Origin of the sequence: Pseudomonas sp. GL-B-26 (genome assembly GCF_019947405.1) — a bacterium.
In the GTDB taxonomy this organism is placed as follows: domain Bacteria; phylum Pseudomonadota; class Gammaproteobacteria; order Pseudomonadales; family Pseudomonadaceae; genus Aquipseudomonas.
The window spans coordinates 71,773-84,031 of the sequence record NZ_JAGYGJ010000001.1; the positions used below are offsets into that span (position 1 = coordinate 71,773).

The following is a 12,259-nucleotide window of genomic DNA, read 5'->3' on the forward strand; positions in this document are numbered from 1 at the left end:
TCCCCGTTGGGTCGCGAAGCGGCCCCAAAGTCTGCAGCTGCGGTGTGTCAGGAGTATCGCGTACAGAGGTTTTGCGACTGCTTCGCAGCCGAACGGGGATAAATCCCCTCGCCACAGGGGTAATCGTCGCTATATGGATCTGCGTACAATGCCCGCTGCCCCGCAGGAGACTTCAATGACCCGACTCGCCACCCCACGCAAACCCCGCGCTCGCAGCCAGGCCCGGATCGATTCAATACTCGATGCCGCCCGCACGCTGCTGGCTGCCGAGGGCGTGGCCAGTCTGTCGATCTATAGCGTCGCCGAACGCGCAGAGATCCCGCCCTCCTCCGTCTACCACTTCTTTGCCAGCGTCCCGGCGCTGCTCGAAGCCCTGACAGCCGATGTCCATGCTGCGTTCCGTGCCTGCCTGCAAGCGCCCATCGACCACGAAGCCCTCAACGGCTGGCGCGATCTGTCGCGACTGGTGGAACAACGCATGCTCGCGATCTACAGCGAAGACGCCGCCGCCCGCCAGCTCATTCTTGCCCAGCACGGGTTGACCGAAGTCACCCAGGCCGACCGTCAGCACGACATCGAACTCGGCGACCTGATGCACAAACTCTTCGATCATCACTTCGAGTTGCCGACGCTGCCGAACGATGTCGATGTGTTTGCCCTGGCCATGGAGCTCGGCGACCGCGTCTATGCGCGCTCGGTGCAACAACACGGACAGATCACCCCACGCATGGCTGAAGAAGGGATGCGGGTGTTTGATGCTTATCTTGGGCTGTATTTGCCGCCGTACCTGCCCAAGCGCACCGTTTGATTATTCGCTGACCATCCCGGCCTGCTCGCGATAGCCGCACCGCTGATTTACCGGAAAACACGCATAAAAAACCCCGAAGGGCTTACACCCTTCGGGGTCGTTGTTTGCGCACGCGCTTACAACTTGGCGATCGACACCTCGGTGGATTTCACAAACGCGATCACTTCGCTGCCGACCACCAGCTCCAGCTCTTTCACCGAACGAGTGGTGATCACCGAGGTGACGATGCCGGAAGCGGTCTGCACGTCGATTTCGGACAGCACGTCGCCGAGTACGATTTCCTTGATGGAGCCTTTGAACTGGTTACGAACGTTGATGGCTTTGATCGTCATGATGTTGATTCCTGTCGTTGGATAAGGCTTGAGTTATTGAGCCCAACGCAATTGCGTAGGCAATGGTGAAACAGGTTCTGGTGCCGGCGGTTCGCCGGGCAACGCCAGCACGCGATTGAGGACTTCGGTTTCCAGCGCCGCCAGCCGATGGGAGCCACGAACCCGAGGGCGCGGCAGCTCAACGTGCAGGTCGAGGCCGACTTCGCCCTCTTCGATCAGGATCACCCGATCGGCAATCGACACCGCTTCACTGACGTCGTGGGTGACCAGCAACACGGTGAAACCGTGCTTCTGCCAGAGCCGTTCGATCAGCTGCTGCATTTCAATTCGGGTCAGTGCATCCAGCGCGCCCAGCGGTTCATCCAGCAACAGCAAACGCGGTTGATGGATCAGCGCGCGGGCCAGGGCCACACGTTGCTTTTGCCCGCCGGACAAGGCGGCCGGCCATTCATTGGCGCGGTCGGCCAGACCGACCGACTCCAGGGCTTCCAGCGCTTGTGGCCGCCAATTGCCCTTCAGCCCGAGGCCGACGTTGTCGATGACCTTTTTCCATGGCAGCAGGCGTGCTTCCTGGAACATCAATCGGGTGTCTTGCCGCGCCTCACTCAGCGGCGCGGAACCGGCCAGCAATTCACCGCCCGTGGGTTTGTCGAGACCGGCGAGCAAGCGCAGCAAGGTACTTTTGCCGCAACCGCTACGACCGACCACGGCGACAAACTGACCGGCCGGGATGTGCAGGTCGATATCACGCAGCACCTGCCGCGCACCGAAGGTTTTTTGCAGTTTGCGTACCGCCAGCGGAATCCCGCGCAGCAGGCGTGGAGGTTGTTGAGCCGTCATGCCGCACCTCCTTTAACAACCTGATAGGCCGGGTGCCAGCGCAACCACACGCGTTCAAGTCCACGGGCCGCGAGGTCGGCGAGTTTGCCGAGCACGGCGTACAAGAGAATCGCCAGCACCACCACGTCGGTCTGCAAGAACTCCCGGGCATTCATTGCCAGGTAGCCAATGCCGGAGCTGGCGGAAATGGTTTCCGCGACGATCAACGTCAGCCACATGAAGCCCAGCGCGAACCGCACGCCGACCAAAATCGAAGGCAGCGCTCCCGGCAGAATCACCTGACGGAACAGGCTGAAACCGGACAAGCCATAACTGCGGGACATTTCCACCAGCGCCGGATCGACGTTGCGGATGCCGTGATAGGTGTTGAGGTAGATCGGGAACAACGTGCCCAACGCCACCAGGAAAATCTTCGCCGACTCATCGATGCCAAACCACAGGATCACCAGTGGAATCAGCGCCAGGTGCGGCACGTTACGGATCATCTGCACCGAACTGTCGAGCAGGCGTTCGCCCCATTTCGACAAGCCGGTGATGAAACCCAGGGTCAGACCGATGCTGCCGCCGATGGCGAAGCCCAGCGCTGCACGCCAGCCGCTGATCGCCAGGTGCGTCCAGATTTCGCCGCTGCGAACCAGGCTGACGCCGGCTTCGATGACCGCGATCGGCGCCGGCAGAATCCGTGTCGACAACCAGCCCGCCGACACCGACAACTGCCACACCGCCAGCAGCAAAACAGGTAACGCCCAGGGCGCGAGGCTGTGGATAATTTTCTTCATGGCGCGCCTCAGCTCTGCGACGCGGCTTTGGGAAGGATGTCGTTGGCGACCATCTCACCAAACGGGCTGACGTAACCGGCGCTTTTCGGCAGTTCCGGACGTTCGATATCGAGGTGCGGGAACAGCAATTCGGCGACGCGGTAAGACTCTTCCAGGTGTGGATAACCGGAGAAGATGAACGTGTCGATGCCCAGGTCCGCGTATTCCTTCACGCGAGCGGCCACGGTCGGACCGTCGCCCACTAATGCTGTACCGGCACCGCCACGCACCAGGCCGACGCCGGCCCACAGATTGGGGCTGACTTCCAGGTTGTCGCGGCTGCCGCCATGCAGCGCGGCCATGCGTTGCTGACCGACCGAGTCGAAGCGCGCCAGAGAAGCCTGGGCGCGAGCGATGGTGTCGTCGTCCAGATGAGAGATCAGCCGATCCGCCGCTTGCCAGGCTTCGGCATTGGTTTCACGAACGATCACATGCAAGCGAATGCCGAAGCGCACGGTGCGACCGAGCTTTGCCGCTTTGGCTCGAACCTGTTCGATTTTTTCCGCAACCGCGGCCGGTGGTTCGCCCCAGGTCAGGACCATTTCGACCTGCTCTGCCGCGAGGTCTTGCGCCGCTTCCGAAGAACCGCCGAAGTACAGGGGCGGACGCGGTTGCTGAATCGGCGGGTAGAGCAACTTCGCGCCCTTCACGCTGATGTGCTGACCGTCGTAATCGACGGTTTCGCCTTCCAGCACGCGGCGCCAGATGCGGGTGAATTCCACCGAGGCTTGATAGCGCTCTTCGTGGGTCAGGAACAAACCGTCGCCGGCCAATTCTTCCGGATCACCGCCGGTTACCAGGTTGAACAACGCACGGCCGCCGGACAGGCGATCCAGCGTCGCGGCCTGACGCGCTGCCACCGTCGGGGAAATGATCCCGGGGCGCAGGGCGACGAGGAATTTCAAACGCTGGGTCACCGGGATCAGCGACGCGGCCACCAGCCACGAGTCTTCGCAAGAGCGACCCGTAGGAATCAGCACCCCGCCGAAGCCCAGACGATCCGCCGCTTGCGCGACTTGTTGCAGATAACCGTGGTCGACGGCGCGAGCGCCTTCGGCGGTGCCAAGGTAATGGCCGTCGCCGTGGGTAGGCAGGAACCAGAAGATATTGAGGCTCATGGAGTGGACTCCTTAGGAAATCAAATTACTGCGCTTGGGCAACGGCCGCCGGTGGCGTCCAGATCACGTCTTTGATGCTCAGCGGCTTTGGAATCAGCTTGAGCTGATAGAAGGTGTCAGCAATTTTCTGTTGCGCGGCGACCACTTCAGGCGTGAGGAACAGCGCACCGTAGCCCTGGCGTTTCATCGAGGTCAGGGTGATGTCCGCTGGCAGGCCAATCAGTGGCGAGACTTGTTTGGTCACGTCTTCAGGATTGGCCTTGGACCATTCGCCCACGGCGCGCACTTCTTCCACCAGAGTCTTGATCACCTCCGGATTTTTCTGCGCATAAGGCTTGGTAGCGAGGTAGAACTGATGGTTGTCGACGATGCCTTGGCCATCGCGCAGGGTGCGTGCCTGCAGCTGTTGTTCGGCGGCGGCCTGGTACGGGTCCCAGATCACCCAGGCATCGACGCTGCCACGTTCGAACGCAGCGCGGGCATCGGCCGGCGGCAGGAATACGGTCTGGATGTCGGTGTATTTGAGGCCGGCATCTTCCAGTGCGCGGACCAACAGGTAGTGCACGTTGGAGCCTTTGTTCAGGACGACTTTCTTGCCCTTGAGGTCCTGCACCGATTTGATCGCCGAGTCCTTCGGCACCAGGATCGCTTCGCTGTGTGGCGCTGGTGGTTCGTAGGCGACGTAGAGCAGATCGGCGCCGGCTGCTTGAGCGAATACCGGTGGCGTTTCACCCGTAACGCCGAAGTCGATGGAGCCGACGTTCAGGCCTTCGAGCAGTTGCGGGCCGCCGGGGAATTCAGTCCATTGCACGTCCACGCCTTGGGCGGCGAGGCGTTTTTCGAGTGTGCCTTTGGCTTTGAGCAGCACCAGGGTGCCGTATTTTTGATAGCCGATTCGCAACGTCTCGGCTTGTACTTGAGAAATAACGCCGAAGGACACAGCCGCAGCAAACAGAGCGACCAGACCACGACGCAAAATGACAGTGCGCATGGCGCTCTCCTTTTTGCAGTTGGGTTTTGGCTGCACCTGCTTGGCCGTTGGCGGCTGAGTAAGGTGAGTACTTCAAATTGGGGTAAGGCTTAAATGCTCCAGCGAGCACTCAACAAACGTTCATTCAACAGGTTCGGATCGATCGGCTTGGACCGTCGGGCCATGGCGCTGAAAAACAGCTCCAGTGATTCATTTAGCCTTTCTTCCAGCTCCGGTGCCAACTGCGCCTGGACGCTGCCTTCGCCGTAAGCAATCTGGCTGTCTACGGCGAAAATCCCGTGGAGCATTTCCTGGGCTTTCAACGCCGACAACACTGGCTTGAGCGCGTAATCCACCGCCAGCATGTGGGCGATGCTGCCGCCGGTGGCCATTGGCAAAACCACCTTGTGGGCCAGGGCACGCTCGGGCAGCAGGTCCAGCACGGTTTTCAATGCGCCGGAGAACGACGCTTTGTAGACCGGCGTTGCGATCAGCAGGCCATCGGCGTTTTCAATCTGTTGCAGCAGGTCGATCACCTTCGGGCTGTCGAAGCGTGCATGCAGCAAGTCTTCGGCCGGGAAGTCCCGCACCTGGTAACTCACCACTTCTACACCTTGCTCCTGCAACCAGCGTTGGGAGCGCTCCAGCAGCACCCCGGAACGGGAGCGTTGGCTGGGACTGCCACCGAGTGAGACGACCAGCATTCAGACGATTCCTTGAACGGTGTTGGCGATTCGCAGTTTGCGATCTCGCCTTGATGGAAGTGACCTTAACAGGTGATTGTTATATCTATAAATCATATTTATTCATTTGTTTATGCGTTTTAGAGATATGCAATTGCCTTTTCCGGGCGAAAAAAAAGGCCGTCGAAACGGCCTGAAATCCCCTGCATCGTGGTTCTGTAGTGGTCGGACTTACGCCATCGCGAGCAGGCTCACTCCTACATTTGAGATGCACTCCCCCTGTAGGAGTGAGCCTGCTCGCGATGGCGGCATCAGCCACACCGTAAATGTTGATGACTTAGCGATTCGGTTGCGGCGTCAGGCGCAGGTACGGTTTCACCGCGCGATAGCCCTTGGGAAAGCGCTTCTTGATTTCGTCTTCGTCCTTGAGCGACGGCACGATCACTACTTCATCACCGTCCTGCCAGTTGGCCGGGGTGGCCACCTTGTAGTTGTCGGTAAGTTGCAGCGAATCGATCACGCGCAGAATTTCATGGAAGTTACGGCCGGTGCTCGCCGGGTAGGTGATGGTCAGCCGAACCTTTTTGTTCGGGTCGATCACGAACAGCGAACGCACGGTCAGGGTGTCGTTGGCATTGGGATGGATCAGGTCGTAGAGGTCCGAGACCTTGCGGTCGGCGTCGGCGAGGATGGGGAAGTTGACGAGGGTGTTCTGGGTTTCGTTGATGTCTTCGATCCACTTGTGGTGCGAGTCCACCGGATCAACCGACAAGGCGATGGCTTTCACGCCGCGCTGCGCAAACTCGTCCTTGAGCTTGGCAGTGAAGCCCAACTCGGTGGTGCACACCGGGGTGAAGTCCGCCGGGTGGGAAAACAGCACGCCCCAGCTATCGCCCAGCCATTCGTGGAAACGGAGGGTGCCGGCGCTGGAATCCTGTTCAAAGTCGGGGGCGATATCGCCCAGTCTGAGGCTCATGGTGCTGCTCCTGGTGAGTGCTTGTTGAGGTCAACTGTGCCTGCATTTCTTATTCATTAAAAAGAATAGATATCGATTTACTTAGATCGTAATTGAATATTAAAAATGTGTTCATTGGACCTCGGCGATGATCGGGAGGACTATCGCTCACAAGGTTCGAGAAGGCCTTGAGTTGCTGCACAAAGAGGGAAATTTCGAGGAGGGTTTACGGGGGTGAGCCTGACTTGAAAACGCAAAAGCCCCGCCCGGCGAGATGCCGGGCGGGGCTTTTTTTCAGCGGTTACGCGAGCGCTATTACAGCAGCGGGATCGAGTAGCTGACGATCAGGCGGTTTTCGTCCTGCGAACGAGTGCTCGGCAGGTCGGTACGCCACATAGCGTTTTTCCACATGACACCAAGGTTTTTCAGCGGGCCTTCTGGTACGACGTAACCCAGAGTCAGGTCGCGTTCCCACTCGGAAGCACCGTTAGCCAACTCGCCACCGCGAGCGTTGACGGTATCAATGTCATCACCTTTCAGGTAGATCAGACCGGCCGTCAGACCTGGTACACCGACCTTGGCAAAGTCATACGAGTAGCGTGCTTGCCAAGTGCGCTCGCCGGCACGGGCGAACTTCTGGATCTGCATGTCGGTAGTCAGGTAAGCCGAAGCGCCGTCACCCTGGTTCAAGTAAGGGAAGTCGCTGCTACCGTTGCTGACCTGATAGCCGCCGCCGAAGGTGTGGCCGGCAACGGTATACAGGAACAGGCCGCTATACAGGTTGTTGTCGACCTTGCCTTTACCGTTTGGCGCATTGTAGTTGCCAGAGGTGAAGTAGTTGGCGTCGTGACCGTTGGCACCGTCATCCCGGCTGTTGAAGTAGCGCAGGTCGGATTTCAGAACGCCCGGGCCGATTGCCCAGTTGTGAACCAGACCCAGGAAGTGCTGCTTGTAGAAATCTTCCAGGTTGCCGTAGTAGTACTGGGCAGTCAGGTCTTTGGTGATTTTGTAGTCACCGCCACCGTAGATGAACTTGTTGCTGTCACGGAAGCTAGTACCGCGCGTGTTCGCACCAGCAATCGACAACTCTTCGTTGTTGCTGGAGTTACGGCCCTTGGCGTGCTCGATCTGACCACCGACCAGTGTAAGGTCCTTGATCTCGCCCGAAGTGATCTGGCCACCCTGGAAGGTTTGTGGCAGCAGACGACCGTCGTTGGTCACGATTACCGGGTTCTTCGGCTGCAGGGTACCCAGCTTCAGTTCAGTCTGGGAGATCTTGGCTTTGGCAGTCAGGCCCAGGCTGGAGAAGTTATCCACCGCTTGGCCGTTGGACTCGCTTGGGAAAACAGTGCCGCCATAAGCGGGACCAGGGGAGCCATTGGCGGTAACGTTGCCATTAGTGCCGCCGCCCGAATCCAGACGTACACCCAGCAGGCCGATGGCGTCGATACCGAAGCCGACAGTGCCTTGGGTATAACCGGAAGTGAAGCGCAGATCGAAGCCTTGGCCCCACTCTTCGTTTCTGCTTGGATCGGCAGTGCCGTCACGGTAATCCGTGTTGATGTAGAAGTTACGCAGCCCCAAAGTAGCTTTGCTGTCTTCGATGAAACCGGCGGCGCCTGCCTGCTGCGCCAAAACCCCTACGGCCACAGCCAGGGCCAAGGTGGACTTGTTCATTTGTTTCGCTCCTATCGTTTCTAATTTTTGAGGTCCTGGGTCGAATGCCCTGGATCCTGAAATGCGCGGTGAGTGCCAGACCGTGTAACGACGGCAATGGCCTGACCCCTGTGATTTTGGCCCGCATGATAAACACAAAAAGAATTATTTCATCATTTTTCATGCCATTCAGGAATATAGCTTCGCGTTATTACTCTGAGTCGGGACACAAGGTATCGGCTCTTAAGCCACCCACTTTAGGCGTTTGTCTTAAAAGCTAAAAAGAATAAAAAATTACTATATAAGCTCTTTTTGGAATATTAAGAAAAACACAAAAAAAACCTCGCCGGCAGGCGAGGCTTTTTCTGACAGCTATTACAAGAAGCTGTAGGTGTAGTTGAAGATCAGACGGGTCTGGTCCTGGCTGGCGATACCGGTATCGCTACCACGGTAAGTGCCATGACGCAGTGTTGTGCCGAAGCCTTTGAGTACGCCTTGCTGGATGGTGTAGTCCACACGCAGGTCGCGTTCCCACTCGGACTGATCAGGGCTCGTACCGTTTTTGGCCTTGATGTTATCGCCATACAGGTAGGCGGCCGAGGCTTTCAGACCTGGCACACCCAACGCAGCGAAGTCGTAGGAGTACTGACCGAACGTGGTGTTTTCACCGGCCCGGACAAAGCCGTTGATCATGGAATCGGTGAACAGGTAGAAGCTCGCACCACCCGCTTCTTCGCTGCGACGGTTGTCATTCACAACGCTACCCTGGTTCAGGTAGACGAAACCGCCGTCATCATTGACGCGTTGATGACCCAGCAGGAACGCGTTGCCACCCAGGGTGTAGGTGAACATTGCGCTCCAGGTCTTGTTGTCGACCTCACCCGGGGTCTTGGCGTAACCACCGTTGTTGTTGAACTGATAGCCCGCATCGCCGTTCTTGCCATCGGAACCGCTATCGAAGTAGCGCAGGTCCGTCTTGAAGGACTGATTGGTACCAATCGGCCAGACATGTACCAGACCCAGGAAGTCCTGTTTGTAGTAGTCCTTCAGATTCGCATGGTAGTACTGCAGAGTCAGGTCTTTGGTGACCTTCCAGTCGGCACCGGCGTAACGGAACTGGTTGCTCTCCTCGGTACCACCAGCCACGGCCAGACCGGTGCTGTTGGAAGAGGCGCGACCTGCCGCGTGCTCCAACTGACCAACGTTGAAGGTAACGTTGTCGATTTCCTTCGAGGAGATCGTGCCACCCTCAAAGGTCTGTGGCAGCACACGGCTGTCGTTCGCGACCAGAATCGGCATGTTCGGTTGCAACGCGCCGCCCAAGTGGGCCTCGGTCTTGGAGAAGCGTGCCTTTACGTTAGCTGCCGCGCGGCTCCACTCACTCGCCGCCGAACCATCGGAGTCGCTTGGGAAGAATGAGCTCGGGTACGGGTGATGCCCCTTGCCGCCGTCCAGATGGATACCGACCAGTGCTTGAGCGTCGATACCGAAGCCGACAGTACCTTGGGTGAAACCGGACAGATAATCAAATTTGAGGCCTTCAGCGGTCTCTTTCTGATCGGCACCGCCGTCACGGTTATCGTTGTTGAAATACATAGTGCGGGAACTGACGGAAGCTTTGCTGTCTTCCAGGAAACCCGCGGCGCCTGCCTGCTGCGCCAAAACCCCGACGGCCACGGCTACACCCAGAGCCAAGGTGGACTTGTTCATTGTTTCACTCCTCTCGTTTCTAATTCTTGTGTTCCTGGCCCTGGGTCGTATGCCCGGGATCCTAAGATGCGCGATTAGCGCCAGACCGTGACTCACAAGTCAATCGTAACTTTGTGTGTCTACGACCATAGTCTAATCCCCAGTAAATTCGCTCCTTGCCGGGCCATAAACCCAAAAAGAATCACCCAATTCTTTTTCATACCCTTTAGGAATTAAGCTCCGCACTACTCCTTGAGCCGGAACACGGGCGCCGGCTCATAAGCTAATTCCTAAAGGGTATTTGTTAGCCTTTTTTTAGATCGATTGGCGTTGACGCAATTCACGATCAATCCCTATCGAAAGGCAGCGCCATGACGACCAACGCGCACTATCCGGTTCAATTGTTACAGTTTGTGTATCGCTAATACTATCTTTTGGCGCTCACGCGGCGAACCTCACGATCGGTTATCAAACCGGCATCGACCCCAGCAAAGTCCCCAAGCAGACGGACTGTACGAGAAAACCATAGGCCAGAAAATTGACTGGCGTCGTTTCAATAGCGGCCAGGAAGTGGTTACTGCCATTGCTTCCGGCGATGTGCAGATTGGCAACCTCGGTTCAAGTCCGCTGGCAGCCGCTGCTGGTGCGTTTGTGCATAAGGACCGCTGACTCGGTACCAGTGCAAAAATCGCCAAACTGACCGGAGCCAATGTCGTCGATGTGCCGGAGTTGCTAGCCGGCTCCACGTTCCCGGATGCTAAAGCCCAACAGACCACCGCGCTGCTGGACGGCGGCACGGCCAAGGCGATTGGCGAGACGGCGAAGTTCTTGAAGGAACAAGGGAAGGTTGAAACGGTGCTGCCGGATTATTCGCCGTATGTCAGCACAAAGTACGTCACGGAATAAGACGCGAAACCTGTGGCGAGGGAGCTTGCTCCCGCTGGAGGCCGAAGGACTCCCTGTATCAGCGATACGGTTCTGTCAGGCACACCGCATCGACCGGTTTTGGGGCCGCTTCGCAACCCAGCGGGAGCAAGCTCCCTCGCCACAAAAACTTGCGGTTACAGGGTTTTTTCGAAGATCTTCGAATTACGCTGATAGTTGTACAGCGACGCCCGCGCCGACGGCAGGCGCTCTACGCTGCTCGGCACGAACCCACGCTCGCGAAACCAGTGAGCGGTCCGGGTCGTCAGGACGAACAAGGTTTTCAGCCCCTGCGCCCGGGCGCGGGTTTCGATGCGCTCCAGCAACTCATCACCACGACCGCCATGGCGATACTCCGGGTTCACCGCCAGACACGCCAACTCGCCCGCATCCGAATCAGCAATCTGATACAGCGCCGCACACGCGATGATCATGCCTTCGCGTTCGACCACACTGAACTGCTCGATCTCACGCTCCAGCACCTCACGGGAACGGCGCACCAGAATGCCCTGCTCTTCCAGCGGGCTGATCAAGTCCAGCAAACCACCGACGTCTTCGATTGCCGCTTCGCGCACAACCTCAAATTGCTCCTGGGCCACCAGCGTACCGCCACCGTCACGGGTGAACAGTTCGGTCAGCAGCGCGCCGTCTTCGGCGTAGCTGACGATATGACTGCGAGCCACGCCACCACGGCAGGCCTCAGCGGCCGCATCCAACAGCTCAGCCTGATAGTTGCTGCCCAGGCGCTGCAGATGCGCCGGCACTTGTTGCGGGCGCAACTCACGAACCAGACGACCATTTTCATCGATCAGCCCCAGGTCGGCGCCGAACAACAGCAGCTTGTCCGCCCCCAGATCGATGGCGGCGCGGGTGGCGACGTCTTCGCAGGCGAGGTTGAAAATCTCACCGGTCGGCGAGTAACCCAGTGGCGACAACAGCACGATGGAGCGTTCATCCAGCAGACGATTGATGCCCTTGCGGTCGACCCGACGCACTTCGCCGGTGTGGTGATAGTCGACACCTTCGAGCACGCCGATCGGCCGCGCCGTGACCAGATTGCCGCTGGCCACTCGCAGGCGCGAGCCCTGCATTGGCGATGAAGCCATGTCCATGGACAGCCGCGCTTCGATGGCGATACGCAGCTGACCCACCGCATCGATCACACACTCCAGCGTCGCGGCATCGGTGATGCGCATCCCGTGGTGGTAATGCGGGGTCAGGCCGCGCGCAGCCAGGCGGGTTTCAATTTGCGGACGGGAACCGTGAACCAGCACCAGTCGCACACCCAAGCTGTGCAACAGCACCAGGTCGTGGACGATATTGCCGAAGTTCGGGTGCTCCACGCCGTCGCCGGGCAGCATGACGACGAAGGTGCAATCGCGGTGGGCATTGATGTAAGGCGAAGCGTGACGAAGCCAATTAACGTATTCGGGCATGAACCTGGGCCTGTAATAAATAGCAGCCAA

The 12,259-nt window shown here is 58.5% G+C and carries 11 protein-coding genes and 1 pseudogene; 2 read left to right on the forward strand and 10 right to left on the reverse strand.

The features are described 5' to 3' along the window. The first annotated feature begins 175 nt into the window (after positions 1–175). Positions 176–808, forward strand: a complete 633-nt coding sequence (locus KGB23_RS00330) for a TetR/AcrR family transcriptional regulator (protein WP_223429485.1) — start codon at positions 176–178, stop codon at positions 806–808. 116 nt (positions 809–924) lie between these two features. Here KGB23_RS00330 and KGB23_RS00335 read toward each other — a convergent pair whose 3' ends face one another. The 9 genes from KGB23_RS00335 to KGB23_RS00375 form a co-directional block, all read right to left on the reverse strand. Continuing rightward, positions 925–1,140, reverse strand: coding sequence for a molybdopterin-binding protein (locus KGB23_RS00335; RefSeq protein ID WP_003229256.1), 216 nt, complete (start codon positions 1,138–1,140; stop codon positions 925–927). 33 nt (positions 1,141–1,173) lie between these two features. Next, positions 1,174–1,980 carry an aliphatic sulfonates ABC transporter ATP-binding protein gene (gene ssuB / locus KGB23_RS00340; protein WP_223429486.1) on the reverse strand — a complete coding sequence of 269 codons (807 nt, stop codon included), beginning with the start codon at positions 1,978–1,980 and terminating at the stop codon, positions 1,174–1,176. Then, positions 1,977–2,759: an aliphatic sulfonate ABC transporter permease SsuC gene (gene ssuC / locus KGB23_RS00345; RefSeq protein ID WP_046045148.1), complete on the reverse strand. Its 783-nt coding sequence runs from the start codon at positions 2,757–2,759 to the stop codon at positions 1,977–1,979. The genes ssuB and ssuC overlap by 4 nt, the downstream gene beginning before the upstream one ends. A gap of 8 nt (positions 2,760–2,767) precedes the next feature. After that, positions 2,768–3,916, reverse strand: a complete 1,149-nt coding sequence (ssuD, locus tag KGB23_RS00350; protein ID WP_008026018.1) for an FMNH2-dependent alkanesulfonate monooxygenase — start codon at positions 3,914–3,916, stop codon at positions 2,768–2,770. Positions 3,917–3,941: 25 nt separating this feature from the next. Then, complete coding sequence (locus KGB23_RS00355; protein WP_223429487.1) at positions 3,942–4,907, reverse strand: sulfonate ABC transporter substrate-binding protein; 966 nt, start codon at positions 4,905–4,907, stop codon at positions 3,942–3,944. A gap of 89 nt (positions 4,908–4,996) precedes the next feature. Next, positions 4,997–5,590: an NADPH-dependent FMN reductase gene (gene ssuE / locus KGB23_RS00360; protein ID WP_223429488.1), complete on the reverse strand. Its 594-nt coding sequence runs from the start codon at positions 5,588–5,590 to the stop codon at positions 4,997–4,999. A 316-nt stretch (positions 5,591–5,906) separates the two neighbouring features. Continuing rightward, positions 5,907–6,545 carry a peroxiredoxin gene (locus KGB23_RS00365; protein WP_129440176.1) on the reverse strand — a complete coding sequence of 213 codons (639 nt, stop codon included), beginning with the start codon at positions 6,543–6,545 and terminating at the stop codon, positions 5,907–5,909. 294 nt (positions 6,546–6,839) lie between these two features. Beyond that, complete coding sequence (locus tag KGB23_RS00370) at positions 6,840–8,201, reverse strand: OprD family porin (RefSeq protein ID WP_223429489.1); 1,362 nt, start codon at positions 8,199–8,201, stop codon at positions 6,840–6,842. Positions 8,202–8,555: 354 nt separating this feature from the next. Beyond that, positions 8,556–9,890 carry an OprD family porin gene (locus KGB23_RS00375; RefSeq protein ID WP_223429490.1) on the reverse strand — a complete coding sequence of 445 codons (1,335 nt, stop codon included), beginning with the start codon at positions 9,888–9,890 and terminating at the stop codon, positions 8,556–8,558. 334 nt (positions 9,891–10,224) lie between these two features. Between KGB23_RS00375 and KGB23_RS30295 the strand changes: the two are divergent. Then, positions 10,225–10,775 (forward strand): annotated as a pseudogene (locus KGB23_RS30295) (hypothetical protein). A gap of 155 nt (positions 10,776–10,930) precedes the next feature. On the opposite strand, the gene argA reads toward KGB23_RS30295, so the two are convergent. Beyond that, positions 10,931–12,229 carry an amino-acid N-acetyltransferase gene (gene argA / locus KGB23_RS00390; RefSeq protein WP_008026003.1) on the reverse strand — a complete coding sequence of 433 codons (1,299 nt, stop codon included), beginning with the start codon at positions 12,227–12,229 and terminating at the stop codon, positions 10,931–10,933. Between the last annotated feature and the right edge of the window lie 30 nt (positions 12,230–12,259).

Bases quoted from the DNA above. Each gene is read 5' to 3' on its own strand.
- KGB23_RS00370 (WP_223429489.1), bottom strand. From the start codon at position 8,201: ATGAACAAGTCCACCTTGGCCCTGGCTGTGGCCGTAGGGGTTTTGGCG.
- ssuD (WP_008026018.1), bottom strand. From the start codon at position 3,916: ATGAGCCTCAATATCTTCTGGTTCCTGCCTACCCACGGCGACGGCCAT.
- ssuE (WP_223429488.1), bottom strand. From the start codon at position 5,590: ATGCTGGTCGTCTCACTCGGTGGCAGTCCCAGCCAACGCTCCCGTTCC.
- KGB23_RS00375 (WP_223429490.1), bottom strand. From the start codon at position 9,890: ATGAACAAGTCCACCTTGGCTCTGGGTGTAGCCGTGGCCGTCGGGGTT.
- ssuC (WP_046045148.1), bottom strand. From the start codon at position 2,759: ATGAAGAAAATTATCCACAGCCTCGCGCCCTGGGCGTTACCTGTTTTG.
- KGB23_RS00330 (WP_223429485.1), top strand. From the start codon at position 176: ATGACCCGACTCGCCACCCCACGCAAACCCCGCGCTCGCAGCCAGGCC.
- ssuB (WP_223429486.1), bottom strand. From the start codon at position 1,980: ATGACGGCTCAACAACCTCCACGCCTGCTGCGCGGGATTCCGCTGGCG.
- KGB23_RS00355 (WP_223429487.1), bottom strand. From the start codon at position 4,907: ATGCGCACTGTCATTTTGCGTCGTGGTCTGGTCGCTCTGTTTGCTGCG.
- KGB23_RS00365 (WP_129440176.1), bottom strand. From the start codon at position 6,545: ATGAGCCTCAGACTGGGCGATATCGCCCCCGACTTTGAACAGGATTCC.
- argA (WP_008026003.1), bottom strand. From the start codon at position 12,229: ATGCCCGAATACGTTAATTGGCTTCGTCACGCTTCGCCTTACATCAAT.
- KGB23_RS00335 (WP_003229256.1), bottom strand. From the start codon at position 1,140: ATGACGATCAAAGCCATCAACGTTCGTAACCAGTTCAAAGGCTCCATC.